Origin of the sequence: Sporosarcina sp. NCCP-2331 (genome assembly GCF_023707945.1) — a bacterium.
Lineage (GTDB): Bacteria > Bacillota > Bacilli > Bacillales_A > Planococcaceae > Sporosarcina > Sporosarcina cascadiensis.
This window is the reverse complement of the sequence record NZ_BRCD01000004.1, coordinates 149997-165034: the sequence shown is the minus strand read 5'-3', so window position 1 is coordinate 165034 and position 15038 is coordinate 149997. Positions and strand designations below refer to the sequence as shown.

Annotated in this window: 15 protein-coding genes; 12 read left to right on the top strand and 3 right to left on the bottom strand. The window is 41.8% G+C overall.

All coding sequences use genetic code 11. From position 1 onward, the window contains the following. The first annotated feature begins 72 nt into the window (after positions 1-72). Genes NCCP2331_RS04095 through NCCP2331_RS04075 form a run of 6 tightly spaced genes read left to right on the top strand, consistent with a single transcriptional unit; the run spans position 73 to position 8219 of the window. Positions 73-258: a hypothetical protein gene (locus NCCP2331_RS04095; RefSeq protein WP_251668706.1), complete on the top strand. Its 186-nt coding sequence runs from the start codon at positions 73-75 to the stop codon at positions 256-258. Between the two features lie 37 nt (positions 259-295). Continuing rightward, entirely contained in the window at positions 296-643 is a 348-nt protein-coding gene (gene gpG / locus NCCP2331_RS04090; protein ID WP_251668704.1) for a phage tail assembly chaperone G, read from the top strand. Positions 644-681: 38 nt separating this feature from the next. Further along, complete coding sequence (gene gpGT / locus NCCP2331_RS18465) at positions 682-828, top strand: phage tail assembly chaperone GT (protein WP_376776795.1); 147 nt, start codon at positions 682-684, stop codon at positions 826-828. Between the two features lie 33 nt (positions 829-861). After that, the gene (locus NCCP2331_RS04085) at positions 862-5181 is read left to right on the top strand and encodes a phage tail tape measure protein (protein ID WP_251668702.1); all 4320 of its coding nucleotides are present in this window, start codon (positions 862-864) and stop codon (positions 5179-5181) included. After that, complete coding sequence (locus tag NCCP2331_RS04080; protein WP_251668700.1) at positions 5178-5987, top strand: phage tail family protein; 810 nt, start codon at positions 5178-5180, stop codon at positions 5985-5987. Before NCCP2331_RS04085 ends, NCCP2331_RS04080 begins: the two co-directional genes overlap by 4 nt. 15 nt (positions 5988-6002) lie before the next feature. Then, on the top strand, positions 6003-8219 hold the full coding sequence (locus NCCP2331_RS04075) for a hypothetical protein (protein WP_251668698.1): 2217 nt from the start codon (positions 6003-6005) through the stop codon (positions 8217-8219). Between the two features lie 35 nt (positions 8220-8254). Here the strand turns inward: NCCP2331_RS04075 and NCCP2331_RS04070 are convergent, their stop codons facing one another. Continuing rightward, positions 8255-9460 carry an O-antigen ligase family protein gene (locus NCCP2331_RS04070; protein ID WP_251668696.1) on the bottom strand — a complete coding sequence of 402 codons (1206 nt, stop codon included), beginning with the start codon at positions 9458-9460 and terminating at the stop codon, positions 8255-8257. Positions 9461-9596: 136 nt separating this feature from the next. Here NCCP2331_RS04070 and NCCP2331_RS04065 point away from each other — a divergent pair, with 136 nt between their 5' ends. From NCCP2331_RS04065 to NCCP2331_RS04040, 6 genes are all read left to right on the top strand, one after another. Next, positions 9597-11390 carry a phage tail spike protein gene (locus tag NCCP2331_RS04065; protein ID WP_251668694.1) on the top strand — a complete coding sequence of 598 codons (1794 nt, stop codon included), beginning with the start codon at positions 9597-9599 and terminating at the stop codon, positions 11388-11390. Between the two features lie 4 nt (positions 11391-11394). After that, positions 11395-12537, top strand: coding sequence for a fibronectin type III domain-containing protein (locus NCCP2331_RS04060; RefSeq protein WP_251668692.1), 1143 nt, complete (start codon positions 11395-11397; stop codon positions 12535-12537). 11 nt (positions 12538-12548) lie between these two features. After that, complete coding sequence (locus NCCP2331_RS04055) at positions 12549-12737, top strand: hypothetical protein (RefSeq protein ID WP_251668690.1); 189 nt, start codon at positions 12549-12551, stop codon at positions 12735-12737. A 95-nt stretch (positions 12738-12832) separates the two neighbouring features. After that, a complete protein-coding gene (locus tag NCCP2331_RS04050; RefSeq protein ID WP_251668689.1) occupies positions 12833-13219 on the top strand; it encodes a hypothetical protein in 387 nt (128 codons plus the stop codon). 14 nt (positions 13220-13233) lie between these two features. After that, positions 13234-13500, top strand: a complete 267-nt coding sequence (locus NCCP2331_RS04045; protein ID WP_251668687.1) for a holin — start codon at positions 13234-13236, stop codon at positions 13498-13500. Next, positions 13500-14258, top strand: coding sequence for a peptidoglycan recognition protein family protein (locus tag NCCP2331_RS04040; protein WP_251668685.1), 759 nt, complete (start codon positions 13500-13502; stop codon positions 14256-14258). The genes NCCP2331_RS04045 and NCCP2331_RS04040 overlap by 1 nt, the downstream gene beginning before the upstream one ends. A gap of 211 nt (positions 14259-14469) precedes the next feature. Here NCCP2331_RS04040 and NCCP2331_RS04035 read toward each other — a convergent pair whose 3' ends face one another. Both NCCP2331_RS04035 and NCCP2331_RS04030 read right to left on the bottom strand, forming a co-directional pair. Then, a complete protein-coding gene (locus NCCP2331_RS04035) occupies positions 14470-14700 on the bottom strand; it encodes a hypothetical protein (RefSeq protein ID WP_251668684.1) in 231 nt (76 codons plus the stop codon). A gap of 15 nt (positions 14701-14715) precedes the next feature. Then, positions 14716-14925: a helix-turn-helix domain-containing protein gene (locus NCCP2331_RS04030; RefSeq protein WP_251668682.1), complete on the bottom strand. Its 210-nt coding sequence runs from the start codon at positions 14923-14925 to the stop codon at positions 14716-14718. Positions 14926-15038: the final 113 nt, after the last annotated feature.

Sequence of the window (15038 nt, the reverse complement as noted above, 5' to 3'; positions counted from 1 at the left end):
ATTCGGTGTAGCGCATCCAGGTGCGCCAGTTACAGAACCAGATGGAGCATAAAAAACAGGAGGATGATTTGAATGCCAAAATATGAAGTCTTGCATGATTTCAAAGACTTAGAGGATAAAGGGAAAATCTACCGTAAAGGCAATTCCTTCCCGCAGCCTGCTAACAAGAAAATTAAAAAAGATCGTATCGAAGAACTGTCATCCACAAAAAATAAACTCGGCAAAAAGCTGATTGAGGAAACGAGAGAGCAGGAGTAACTCCCTGTTCTTTTTTTAATATTAGGAGGAAAATATCATGGCTAATTTAAAGAGAAGTAGAATCAATCTGGTGACTGAAGTAAAAGAAGGCGAAATTATTACGAAGACTTTTCTCACTCCTCCGTTTTTGCCGATGAGCGTAATGTATGAGGGGTTAGACGTTGCTGATGCTGTAGAAAACGGCGGCCTAACCGAACGTGAAAAGATGGAGAAAATGGCAATCTTCACAGCTGATACTCTCTATAAAGGACAGTTCACAACCGAAGAACTTGTTAATGGGTTACATGGTCCGGAAGCTATTGATATTCTTCAAGAACAATTAATCTTCTCGACTAATGGTTATCAAAGCGATGAAACAAAAAACTTCCTGGCGAAGAAAAACTAACGGATGAGGATTTTTCTTACGCCAAACAAAAAGAATATATGGATAAGCTCATCCTAAACATGATGGAGCAAGGTAAGGACATTAACGAAGTACTTGCTATGCCGTTCCATTTCGTCCTCCAAATTCTTGAAGAAAAGAATAAACCAAAACAACAACAATCCTTAATTGCCGCATTCGGTGGTTGAGGATTTTTTACTATTGAGGGAAGGAGGTAACCCATGGCAGAACGAATTGACGGTCTCTCCATAGGCTTGTCGCTCGATACTATTAAGGTTGATACAGGTTTGAAAGATTTAAAATCAAAGCTCACAATGGTCAACTCTGAAATGAAGGCGAACATGTCTGCTTTCGATCGAGGCGAGAAAAGTCTTAGTAAGTATCAGACGCAGCTCGACGGATTGAACAAGAAAATCGAAGTTCAGAAAGCTGTCACCGCAGCCGCGCAAAAGAATTATGAAAAGATGGTTAGAGAGCATGGCGAGGGTAGCAAGGAAGCCGAGAAAGCTGCCACTCAATACAATAATCAGGCTGCTGCTTTGAATAACCTAGAACGTCATGTGGATGGCGTCACACAGGAAATGAAAGAGTTTGCTGAAGCACAAAGAGTAGCCGAATCAGGTTTCACAAAGTTTGGCGAAAAGATGGAGAGCGTCGGCAGTAAGATGCAATCTGTAGGCGCTGGCATGAAAGATGTCGGTAAATCCATGTCCATGTATGTTACAGCTCCGCTTGTCGGATTTGGTGCGGTGGCCGCTAAGACAGGCATAGATTTTGGCGACTCAATGGCAAAGGTTCAAGCGGTATCTGGCGCCACAGGAAAAGATCTCGACAACTTACGTGAAAAAGCTAAAGAGATGGGCGCAAAAACCAAATTTAGTGCCAGTCAAAGTGCGGAAGCCCTGAACTATATGGCTATGGCCGGTTGGAAGACCACAGACATGTTGGATGGTCTGGAAGGTGTAATGGATTTAGCCGCTGCATCGGGTGAAGATTTAGGAATAGTGAGTGATATTGTAACAGATGGACTGACGGCATTCGGATTGTCAGCAAAGGATTCCGGAAGATTTGCCGATGTCCTGGCTGCCGCTTCAGCTAACGCGAATACAAACGTAGGGATGCTCGGTAAGTCGTTCGAGTATGCAGCTCCGGTTGCCGGGGCATTAGGTTACTCTGTGGAAGACACAGCAGTCGCTCTCGGACTAATGGCTAACGCCGGTATTAAAGCGGATAAGGGTGGTACAGCATTACGTTCTATGCTGACCAATCTAGTAACGCCTAACAAAAGAATGACTGCAATCATGAACGAACTGAATATATCATTAACCGATTCGTCAGGAAACATGAAGCAACTTGATGAAATAATGTCGGATTTACGTGTAGGTTTCGGCGGATTGACAGAAGAACAACAAGCGTCATATGCAGCTATGTTATTTGGGAAAGAAGCCATGTCCGGCGCGCTCGCTGTAATCAACGCATCTGAAACCGATTATAATAAACTGACTAAAGCGGTAGCTGGATCTACGGGCGCAGCCAAGGAAATGGCTGATATTATGGAAGGCAAGCTTGGTGGAACCATTCGAGAGATTAAATCAGGCCTTGAAGGTTTCGCTATATCTTTATACGAAGAGATGGAACCATCGCTCGTAAAAGTTGCTGCGGGAATAAAAGGATTTGTCGGATGGCTAAATGATTTATCTCCAGCCGCTAAAAAATCGGCTCTGGTAGTTGGTGGAATTGCCGCAGCAATCGGACCTGTATTAGTTGGATTGGGAACGATGACGGTTGCACTCGGATCTGTTATTGGATTTATAGGTTCCGTCTCTTCTGCAATTGGAATTATGGGAACCGGCGTTGCAGCTGCCACTCCGCTAATTGGCGGTTTAGCATCTATTTTCACAGTTCTTACAGGACCGATTGGATTAACGATTGCCGCTCTCACCGGCGTAGGAATAGGGGTAACCGCATTAGTTGGACATCTGAAGAAAGATGCCATTCCGGAAATTGATCGATTCGGTAAAGAAGTTTCTGAATCCACAAAAGAGGCGCTTGGTAGTTTCTTCGAATTATCTGACGGCGCCAGCGCGGAACTAGCCGACTTATCTATCAACAGCAAGACGATTACGCAAGAAATGGCTAACAGCTTGTCTGGTAAATTCAAAGAAATGAATAAGCAGATTACGGACAACATGAAGAAAGAGCACGGCGAGCAAATCAAAGAAATGGAATCATTTTTCCTGAACTCTTCCGCTCTGTCTGATGAGCGTGAACAAGAAATTTTAAACAAGCAAAAACTGCAGAACCAAAACAAGGAAGTTGAGCAGCGGCACGCAGAAGAACGCATTCAACAAATTTTACAGAATGCCGCAGACCAAAAACGCCAGCTGACAGAAAGCGAACAACAGCAGATTAATGCCATTCAGCAGAAAATGAATGAAACTGCAGTCGTTTATTTAACAGAAAATGAACGCGAACAGAAAGTCATCCTGGAAAGAATGAAAGCAACCGCGTCTGAACTATCTGCAAAACAAGCTGCTGCAGTTGTGAAAGAATCCGCAAAGGCACGCGATGAAGTTATTAAAGATGCTGACAAAAAGTTTAATGATGTTGTTGCTTTTGCTACAAAAGAGCGTGATGAAACAGGAAGTATTTCCGCTAAAGAGGCCCAGGACATTATTAATGAAGCGAAAAAGCAGCGAGATGAATCTGTCAAGCACGCCCAAAACAAGCACAAAGACGTTGTGACAGAGGCCCAGAAACAAGCAAAAGAACACGTCAAAGAAGTCAACTGGGAAACCGGAGAAATTAAATCCAAGTGGGAAGTCATGAAGACTAGCGTAGTCGACACAGCCAAGAAATTAGGAACGGATGCTAAGAAGGCCGGCTCTGATATGTGGACGGGCATTAAGAAAGATTCTAGCGAAGGCTGGGCGCAGACGAAACTTGGGTGGTCTAGCATGAAAGATAATGTCGTTGAAAAAGCGACTTCTATGGGCGCATCCGTAAAATCTAAATACAACGATATGAAAAGTAACGTAGTCCAGAAAACCGCTGAAATGAAAACGGGCGTAACCAATGGTTTTGAAACAACCAAAAACCTTGTAGTTAATACGGCAACCAAAATGAAAGAACGCGCACTCTCTATTTTCACCGAAATAGTTGCAGGCGCCAAGGCGATGCCCGGAAAAATGAAAGACGGCATTGTCAGCATGGCCGGCTTGGCAGTGGACGGAATTAAAAATGTCGGTCAGAAGATGGCTGATAAATTCGGCGCTATTGTCAATGGGTTAATCGGCGGATTGAACTCGATCACCAAGACGCTTGGAGTAGGTGGTAACATTCCGAAATGGAATGTCCCTAAATTTGCATATGGAACTGATTCCCACAAAGGCGGCCTGATGGTAGTCGGTGATAAATTTGGCCGTGAAATTGTAGAGTTGCCTAACGGTCAATCTTTTATTAGTCCAGATACAGATACATTAGTAAACGCTCCAAAAGGTACGCGGGTTATTCCTAACAAGATTACAGAGCAGTATTTGAAAGGTGATATTCCGCACTTCGCCAAAGGTGCCGGCGTTATGGACTGGATGAAAGAAAAAGCGGTAGGTCTGAAAAGCGTCCTGTCTAATGTCTGGGATTACGCAACCAATCCAAGCAAGTTAATCGATGCGATGGGATTGGGCAGTATCACAGGTCTAGCCGGAGGCATGGCTAATATAGCAAAAGGCGCCTTTGGATTTGTTAAAGGTAAGGCTGCCGAATATTTAAAGAATATGTTTAAAAAAGCCGAAGAATTAAAAGGCGATGGTTTCGGCCCTCCCTTCCGTCTGAACTCTCGCTATGGTTGGCGCATCCATCCAATCACAGGCGTCAAAACCTTCCACAGGGGCGATGATTGGGGCGCTCCATCCGGTACGCCAATACCTAACCAAGTAGCAGGAACAGTTGTTAATTCCGGTTACATGGAAGGTCGCGGCAATTACGTCCGAATTAAATCCGGAATCATGGAACGAATCTATCAGCATAACTCTCGTAACTCTGTCAGAGTAGGTCAATCTGTCGGCAAAGGTCAAACGGTCGGATTAGTTGGATCGACTGGATGGAGTACAGGTCCCCATTTGCACTATGAAGTGTTTAAGAATGGCGTGAATATTGACCCACAAGGATTTGCTTCAGGTGGCTATATCGGGAAATCAGGAATGTATAACTTGGCTGAAGAAGGTCACGGCGAGTTTGTTATTCCTACTGATCCTAAACGCCGTCCAGATGCCATGAAGTTATTGGCACTGGCCGCTAAATCTATTACAGGCGGCGGAGGCAACAATGTTCGCCCTTCTGGTATGAGCGGTAATGGTGGCGTGTTTGAAGAAATGGTCAGCATTTTACTAGAACAAAATAAACTACTCATGCAGCTGCTGCAGAAAAACACAGACGTGTATCTTGATGGTCAGCTAGTCGGTCAAGGCGTCTATGATACTGTGGACGGCATGAATTACGATAAAACGTCAGCTGCCATGTATATGAGAGGAGGGAGTTTGTGAGCTTGATTAATTTATATGATATAAACGGAAATCAGTTAGAACTAAATGGATACAGCGGATTAAAGCTTACTATTCCATCCCCTTCATATGATGTGGAAGTTGAAAAGATTGACGGTCGCGGTGGGGAAATTGTAATAGATAAAACATTGCAGCCCCGTCACTTGACCGCTGATTTTTACATGAAAGCAAAAGATTATACAGACAGTCTGTTATTACGTGATGTCATCCACAGGCAAATAAGCGGCGGAGAGTTTTATATTTCAGAATCTAAACTGCCGCACAAACGATGGCGTGTGCACTTTTCAGACGCTTATGAGATGGATCGACTGAATCATACGATGCAGACTTTCAGTGTTCCTTTAGTCGCGATGAGCGGACTGGCCGAATCAGCCGGAACCACACTGGATGAACTAACGTTTACTGCTGAAAAATGGCAAGTTGGACAAGGTTTAATTTTAGAAGAACCAAAGTACACTCATCAGACGGCAACCTTCCGCGTCTTTAACGCCGGTGATGTAAAGATCGATCCGCGTCAATTTCCGTTGAAGATTATTTACCGCGGAGCGTCCAGCAATCTGCAAATTAAGAACAATACCACAGGCGATGTGTGGATGTATTCCGGAAGCAGTGGGGCAAGTGACCAGATTGTATTAGACGGCGTTCACTCATTAAAGAATAGCGCTAGTATTTTTAAAGATACAAACAAGAAATTAATAAGTATTGCACCAGGTTGGAACGACTTTACTCTGACGGGTACTAGTGGTTCTTTTTTAATTAGTTTTGACCACAGGTTTTATTATTACTAAGAAAGGAGCGATAATGTGGGGAAATATAGAACGATCGGTACAGATCTTAGCCGTGAATATCGCAATGATCTGAATTGGAACTTTGAAAAAATAGACGCTGATATACGTAACTCTGATTACATTTCCGCTGAAAATAAAACGGCATTACTAGCAGATTTGAAACGGATAGAAAAAGAATCGAAAGAACGTGATGACTTTTTAGCAGGCACATCGGTTGAAGCTATTATCCAATCAATTGAAGATGCTAAAAGTGCGGCTAGTGCAGCAACATCTACAGCTAAACTTGCGGCCGCTAGCGCAAATGAAAAAGCGGATTACGCAAACACACAGGGTGACTATGCAAAAGAACAAGGTGATTATGCTTCACTAAAAGGTGACTACGCAGATGAAAAGGCGATTGCTGCCAATAATGCGGCAGATAATGCCAACCTCGAAGCATCTAATCTGGATGGTTTAAAAGTCGCTGTAACTGACGCCACGCAAGTCGCTAATACATCAGCAAGTGACGCGAGCGCAGCGGCTGCTGATGTCAGGTTAGTGATTGCCGACTCGGAAGTGGCCACGGCTGGCGCGATTAGCGCCACTAACGATGCAGTAACGGCTACCACAAACGCAAACGACGCTGCATTAAAGGCTAATATAAAGGCGAACTTAGCACAATCGAGGATTGACGAGTTAAATATCCTTGATGCCGATATTGCCGTAGCTATTACCAGCGCAGAAACGGCAGCCAGCTCCACTGTAACAGCAATAACTGATGCGGAAACCGCTACACTAAATGCCGATCAATCGGCTACTAACGCAAATGATAAGGCGTTAATCGCTCAAGCTGCGGCAGAAAATGCGGATGAAAAAGCTAACTTTGCGCAAGAAAAAGCTGATTTAGCTGGCACGAGAATTACAGAACTAGAAAGCGTGGATGCAGTTCAGTTTGACGGCAGGTTGAACGATGTTACTCAACAGTTGGCGGATACTGCTACAAATTTAAGTAAAGTTTCAGTAGTAGTCAATGACTCTCAAGAGTTGCAAGAAGCTATAAACAAGCTACCCGAAAGCGGCGGTGAGGTGTTTTTAAATGCGGGTTTATACGAGATAGGTAATCTATTAATCAACAAAAACAACATAACTATAAGAGCAATGCACAACGCTACACTTAAAGCGAATCAAAAATTGTTTTCCTTTGTTACGATAGCTTCAAGTGGGGTTACTATTAAAGGGCTACAGATTGACGGAAACGACTTGGCTCTTAGAGGTCTGAGAATTGTCGGAGGATGTGAAAATATATTCATTGAGGATTGTGAGATATTTAATTGCAATCAAAATGATTATAACGATCCTGCTTGCGGAGTGAGATTGGAGGGAAATATTAAAAATGTCCACATAACTAATAATTATATTTACGACATAGAGGCAACAAATAATTCGGTTATTGGAGATGGCCCGGGAACCGCCCGAGGCATTTTAGTGTCTCCTCTTGATAATCAATCAGTTTGCGAAAACATCTTTATTAAATACAACAATATAAGCAGCTTGTTGTCTGAGGATGCTGATGGCGTATCTGTACAAGGTTGGAATGAAAATTGCCGGGTATTTATAGAAGAGAACCGATTCTTTAATTGTCGTAGAAGGGCAGTCAAAGTAATGACGCCAGGAGTTGTGATTGTGAACAATAAAATATTAAATGATTTTTCGGGTGTTCAGACAGATTATAAAGACTCTCAAAACTGCGGCATACAGGCTCTAGCAGGCAATACAAGAATAGAGGGCAATGATCTGGCTGGCTCTTTTTATACGCCTATCAGGGTAGATTCTTCTTTGTCCTTAATTAAGAATATAACAGTATTAGGAAATAAGATAACTACTACATCAACTATACCGCCGTGGTATGGTGCAATCAGTGTCACTAACAAAGTGGCAGACTTAGTTATCGCTTACAACCAAATCATTAACGGCAAGGTAGGTATTTATATACAGGGAGAAATAAATAACATCCAAATAATAGGAAATATACTAAAGAATCTTTCTCAAGATGGAATTGATTTTAATAACGCAGGTTATGTCAAAATTTCCGGAATTTCAGTAATGGGAAACAATATTGAAGCACTTAATTCCTATGGCGTAAGAGTTAGAAAGGGTAGTGAAATTGTAGTTGTGGGAAATGTAATTAAATCTAAGTGGGAAAAGGTATCTTTTTTAGAGGGGTCAATAGGAGAATCGGCAAACAACGTCTAATTAAGAATGATAGGTATACGCCGTCTGCCGCAGAATTAAATTTTTATATCCGATCGCTTTTTTGCTAATAGCACACTAAAACCAACGGAGATAATGAGCCACTGCAACATTCCTACAGTTAATTGATTTTGAGTAAATGATACTTCAAATAATTGGTGTATAAGTATTGCTATAAAAAATGATGAAACTAGTTTAATAGTGTTGTCTTTACGCACTTTCCAAAAGGAAATCCATATAATGAAAAACAAGAGGAGTAGCAATGCTAAACCAATATAGCCATTTTGTAACGCAACTTGAAGATATAAATTGTGGCTAGAAAAATCCAAACTCATAACATGCTCGGTGGTAACTCCCGGCCCGTGACCTATAAAAGGATGGTTGTTTATTATCTCGATTAAAGGAACCCATATAGCTTCCCTGCCGGACATAATCCTTTTGCCGGTCAACTGAATCGCCATATCATTAATTGAATGGAAGTTATCCCAATAAGGGAGGTATGGGTATACGAATACGAATGCGCCGAGAAAAAGAAACACAATAAGAATAAAAGACACATATCTTATCTTGGTTTTGCAGATGAATTTCCATGAAACATATGTTAATAAGGCGATAGCGATTGCTAATAGAATCGATCTAGTCTCACTTGCCAAGATTAATAGAAAACTCATAATTATAATAATCGCATGTGAGAATTTTCTTTTGGACAGTGACATGGATAAAATAACAAAGAAGGATGTAAAAAGCATATATGGACCAATTATATTTGAATTCAAATAAACACTTGAAAAAGAAGAGCTGAACCCCGATGTTATCCATACTACAAAATGCAATAAGATGAACAATGAAGATATAACGCCAATTATTTTTATTTTAAAGGTATTCCAGTTAATTGTTGATAAAAGCATTGTAAAACTAATTAATAAAACAAATTGGCTAATAGTCACTATGCCACGTAAGGTGAATTGGTTGAAGAATCCAACTATAGATATAAATACGAAAACAATAGAAATGTAGACTAGTGACAAATGCAACCTGCTTAATTCTCCCTTTTTAGCATAATGGAATATAAGTAAAAGTGCAGAGATTCCTAGTATCGCTGACAAGAATAGAGTTCCCAATTGACTTAAAGCTGTTCCGGTATTGTTTATAGTGGCTAAAAGTAAAAGGAGGAAAAAACATGATAAAACAATAGTGTTGAATTGAACATGCGATTTTCTTCCAATGATTCCATTGCGCTGCATATATGTACCCCCTTTTATATAATAAGGTAACACATAATAGGTCGGTTTGTTAGATTTTTTGTGTATATAGAACAGTTGGACCAAACTGTTGAGTAATGAAGTTTGTGAAATCAGCATAGAAAGTAGGTGATGATATATGCTTTACGTCACAGACCTAAACGGTAACACTGAACCGCTGAACCATATCCAACGAGTCGAAATCAACGAAGAAGTAAACGGGGCATTTACGCTCGCGCTTACTTCTTTTTTTCATGATAATAATCCGGGGCATGCGTTGATTGAAGAAGAATCAATTATCAGTGTGGAAGACCATGATTACCGAATTAAGCAGCTGAAGGAAAACAAAGGACGGAAAGAAGCCGTAGCCATCCACACGTTTTTTGATGTAGCAGGGACATGGAAACATGAAATATTCGGCGGCACTCGATCATTCAACGACTTTGCGAACTTTGTATTTTCCGGCACTGGCTGGACTGTGGATATCCAAGGAGTTTCGGGTATGGCGTTTATCGCGAATTTCGGAAATGATAATGTGATTAAATTGGTCAATATTTTGTGCGGAGTTTATGAATGTGAGTATCGTATCTTGCCCGGCAAGAAAATACAATTCGCCAAACAAGTTGGTCCGGACAATGACGTGCAGTATCGTTATGGCCACAATGTAAAGGCTCTGTCCAAGTCAGTCGATACTACTAATCTGCGCACCCGTATTAAAGGGTACGGCGGCGATGGTGTAGAGGTTACTTATACATCAGACGCTGCACGGAAATATGGCATTATCGACGCCGAACCAATTTATGACGAAGAGTATGCAACTGCTGATTTAATGTCAGAAAGGCTCGTCAGAGAACTCACAGACTATCCAGAAGTTATCTTTGATTTAGATGTAGCGGAATTATTAGATAAGGAAATTGGCGAGCGGATCTGGTTAATCTATGAGCCGATGAATATTGAGTTTCAAACTCGCATACTTGCAAAGAAATCTGTATGGCGAAAAGATAAATTCGTCACAGAATCTATTACGATCGGGAATGCAAAGCGTAAAACATTGTCTGATATCCTGGCATCTACTAACATCCAGATTGATGAAAATGCCCGACAAACTAGATCAAGAATCGAGCAGACGAATGACCGGATCACGTTGGCCGTGGAAGAATTCGCCGGTGAAATATTAAAAGCTTATGCAAAAATAGAATTAACTGCCCGCGAAATCAGAATGGAAGTTGCTGATTTGGAAAGTGATTTGCGTTCATCCATCAGTATTACAGCCTCACAGATACGTTCGGAGGTTGCGGACGTAAAATCCGGATTGCAATCTAGCATTACTCAAACAGCTGGACAAATACGTTCGGAGGTTAGCAGCGAGGTAACCCGAGTGGATGGCCGTATTGATACGGCTAACTCGTCCATTACACAGTTATCTGACCGAATTAATTTGAAAGCAGAGTCTTCCACAGTTGATAGTTTAGGTAGTCGTGTCAATAGCGTAGAATTCAATTTAGATGCAGCGAACGCGCAAATTAGTCAGAAAGTCAGTCAGTCGGACTATAACGGCAATACCATAACGTCCCTTATTAACCAAACGTCTACCACGATTGATATACAGGCTTCAAAAATTAATCTGGTAGGGGCTGTAAATGTGCTGTCGGATATTAGCGGCAATTTAGGTACAATAACATCCGGAAATATCAACATCTCACAAGATTTATTTGTCGGAAATAATATCCGGCTCGGACGCTATCTGACAGGCACTAAGCGCATGACGTTAGCGGATGGCGTGGCAATAAGTTCGGACGGATGGAGCATGTCGCTTACTGCCGTTTCTGGTGTAGGTATAGAAAATGCTGTATTTACAGGTACTTCGGTAAGCTTCGCGTCTATCAACTCGATAAACTGGGGCAGCAATCGGCCAACAGCTGTATGGGGGTGAGTAAGTGGCGTATTTAGCAGTCATTAACCGAGGGTATGACACAGCCGGACTGTATGTTATGGACTTAAATCTATCGACTACGTATAAAACTGTCTATATCCAGTGCAATGGATATGCATCTCCAAACCTTGCTAAGTCATATGTCTCTCAAAACTCAGAAACTTGGACGGTACCGGGCCTATCGTGTGGCAGGCGCTATGATGTTCAATGGCAAATCGAATCTAAGGGTGGCAGTACAGCAACCGGCAGTGGATCTTTTCAAACTTTGGAATGTCCGATTGATCATACTGTTGGCGACATATATTGGTTTACAGCGAACCCCAATACACAAATTCCTGGACAAGTATCGCTTTCTTGGGCAAGTGCAGAAAACGCAACATCTTATGAGCTGCATCTCTGGAAAGATGGGTATATCCCTGTCGGCAGTTACTCGACACCTTACACATCCTACATCGTATCAAACTTAATACAAGGCGGGAGCTATGACGCTATTGTGTGGGGAAAGCGGGCAGGAGAAATGGACGGTCCCCAGTCTTCTCGAAGTTTCACGATGCCAACATTTCGAAGCCCGCCCGGACAGCCAGGAGCTGTAACACTGACACCTTCTACATCCACAGATGGCGTGCTCTATGTATCTTGGGGTTACGCTTTTGATGCAGACGATTATCTGGTTACCATTTATCGCAGTAATGGAACATATGTAACAGATACTTCGACACTGGGGAATTCTGTTACTTTCAGCGGACTGACTATTGGTTGGACTTACTACGTTATCGTTGTACCGCGCAATACTGCAGGAAATGGATCATCCCGAACATCACTTAACATCACAATTCCCGAAATTAAAAGAAGGCCTGCCAATTGGCAATGGGATAGCGCCAAGTCATCAGGCGGTACGCTAAATATCATGGCGTCTGAATGGAATCGCTTTTTGAACAGAATTGATGATTTCCGAGCTTATAAAAAGTTAAGTGCCGGAACCTACTCATATGCCTCCATGAGCAGCACAATTACAGCCAATCAATACAACCAAGCAAGGTTGGCTATATCCAGCATGGGCGCAGTGCCGTATGCGGTGAGCGCAGGGGCAACTATAAACGCAAGTGAGTTTAACAATATACGAGACTATCTAAATACAATTAATTAGGAGGATTTATTATGCAAATTAAAATTTATCTAAACAATGGGATTACATTTACAGCGAATGCAGCGGAATACAATGGGGCGGCTTTTGCTAAGGCGATCAATGACCGGGAAGCCCAAGTAGTAGCTGTAGGGGATTTGGTTATTAGTAAGCATGCTATTTTATTAGTAGCGCCGGCAGACGTAGTAGAGCCTGTACAGTAATCAATGGAGCGTCCACAATGGATGCTCTTTTTTATATCCAAAAAGAGAAAAGTGTGGTGGGGTGAGATATGCCAGGATCAGAGGAGGAGCAGACTATGCTCGAAAGACATGACGAATTGATACACCATGACATTCTACCGCGATTAGAAAAGGTCGAGAAAGCGCAGATAGATTTCAATACGCAAGTAGAAACTATCGCCAATCAAGTGCAGGAAATAAAATCATCGCAGACCAATTTAGAATTGACAGTGATGAAAGACGGACAGGAAACGCGAGGAATCCTAAACAAGTTCGTTGACCATTATTTTGCTGCGGATAATGCAAGATTAGAAACGCAGCGGGATGTCATCCACAGAGATGAAAGAATCACGCTAAAACGTTTTTCCACTCGCGAAAAGATTGTGCTGGGCATTGTGGGTGCAGTTGCAGGCTCTGGTGGAGTTTTAGCTGGTATTGCAGGCTTGCTTCAAATATTGAAATAATGGAGGATAATGATATGACAGAGGTATTAATCTTTGCAACGGTACTGGCACCAATTATTTTGGCACTAGTCCAGTTGGTCAAAAAAACAGTCAACATTAAAAATAATCTAGTCTCGCTCATCGCATTTGCGGTGGGCCTTTTTGTTGGCGTGGTAGCAGCGCCGTTTACAGATTTAGATATTGTATTGCGGTTATGGGCCGGTGGATTGGCTGGATTAGCGGCTACCGGATTGTTTGAGTTGATGGATAATCAGGATGGCGAGAGTAAGGAGGGTAAATGATGACCGCGATTAAAAATAATCTAGTCCCCAATAACATCGCAACCAAAGTCATCAGCGCGGGTAAAAACAGCATGCAGTACATTACCATCCACGAGACAGGCAATACAGCAAAGGGCGCTGATGCAAATGCTCATGCGAATCTGCAAGCAAACGGTAATAGTCGGCAGGCGTCTTGGCACATAACTGTGGATGACAAACAGGCTATTCGCTCGTTTTTAGATACGTCTGTCTGCTGGCATGCCGGCGCTTCGTATCCTCAAACGTCAGGCAATCCCAGATCCATTGGAATAGAGATTTGTGTAAATAGTGACGGCGATTTTACCACAGCTGTTAAAAATGCCGCGTCTGTTACCGCTCAACTCATGCTCTTGCATAACATCCCGATCGGTAGAGTAGTGCAGCATAATCATTGGTCAGGTAAAAATTGCCCGGAAAACTTACGTAGTGGACGTAAGGGTATTACTTGGCAGCAGTTTAAACAGTTCGTATTGGACGAGTATGCAGGCAAGACAGTAGCTGCAGTCGATAAAGCAAAGGAGGATGATGACGAATTGAAATTTTCTAGCCCATCTGCCCGTGCATTGTGGGAGACGATGATAACCAGTAAAGCACAACGTGAGATTGTCATACAAGCTGCGGTAGATGCCGGATATAGTAAGGCGTGGATCAAGGATTTAGAAGACGGCAAGATTGAGCCGGGAGACTTTGCCGGATTGATGGCAGGTACACTTATTAAAATGCATAAACAGAATAAATAAGTATTGTAATTGTCAGACAGTTATAATACAATTACATCAGTCGGTATATTCCGGCCGGTTGTCTCCGAGTGGTGTCTGACCTGACGTTATACACTCGGAGTTTCTTTATGATAATATCACCAGTTTGGTATACTCCAATCGGTTTTCTGAAGGTCTGGCTAAAAAAACGACTCTATCCATTAGTGGACGGAGTCGCTTTTTTATTTGTCTATTAAAATAAATCGCTCATTTTATCCGAATCTGATTCTTTTCCATATTGAATCTTATCGAATAACTCATTTAGCTCTTTCTTCAAATTACCAACATTCGTAGATAATGCTCCGTGATATGAAGAGTTAGTAAGTTCTTGAATATAACCATTCTCTAAGCCAGTAATAATATTTTTGATTCTACCTATCTCTACACTGAAGCTATTTTCTAAATCAATTCTTTTATTTTCCACTGTTCTCATCTCCTTTTATTTGTCATGAAGTGTGAAAAGGACGTTCATATCGGTTATTTCTAACATATTCGCTACGATAGCAGCATGTTCTCTATTAATAGTAGTTCGTTGGTTATTGACCATCTCGCTTATCGCATTTGCTCGTAAGCCTGTCTTTTCTGCTAGATCCTTTTGAGACATCCCGCGTTGGTTTAATACTTCCTTTAACTTAAATTGTATCTCCAATTTATCTCCCTCCTCTTATATTTCATATTATTACTAATTATATCATCATATCGCTATTTTTGAAATAAATATTGACATATCGATATATAGATATTAATATGTATATAACGACA

Coding starts and splice junctions, on each gene's coding strand:
- NCCP2331_RS04095 (WP_251668706.1), top strand. CDS start 73: ATGCCAAAATATGAAGTCTTGCATGATTTCAAAGACTTAGAGGATAAA.
- gpG (WP_251668704.1), top strand. CDS start 296: ATGGCTAATTTAAAGAGAAGTAGAATCAATCTGGTGACTGAAGTAAAA.
- gpGT (WP_376776795.1), top strand. CDS start 682: ATGGATAAGCTCATCCTAAACATGATGGAGCAAGGTAAGGACATTAAC.
- NCCP2331_RS04085 (WP_251668702.1), top strand. CDS start 862: ATGGCAGAACGAATTGACGGTCTCTCCATAGGCTTGTCGCTCGATACT.
- NCCP2331_RS04070 (WP_251668696.1), bottom strand. CDS start 9,460: ATGCAGCGCAATGGAATCATTGGAAGAAAATCGCATGTTCAATTCAAC.
- NCCP2331_RS04065 (WP_251668694.1), top strand. CDS start 9,597: ATGCTTTACGTCACAGACCTAAACGGTAACACTGAACCGCTGAACCAT.
- NCCP2331_RS04055 (WP_251668690.1), top strand. CDS start 12,549: ATGCAAATTAAAATTTATCTAAACAATGGGATTACATTTACAGCGAAT.
- NCCP2331_RS04050 (WP_251668689.1), top strand. CDS start 12,833: ATGCTCGAAAGACATGACGAATTGATACACCATGACATTCTACCGCGA.
- NCCP2331_RS04045 (WP_251668687.1), top strand. CDS start 13,234: ATGACAGAGGTATTAATCTTTGCAACGGTACTGGCACCAATTATTTTG.
- NCCP2331_RS04040 (WP_251668685.1), top strand. CDS start 13,500: ATGACCGCGATTAAAAATAATCTAGTCCCCAATAACATCGCAACCAAA.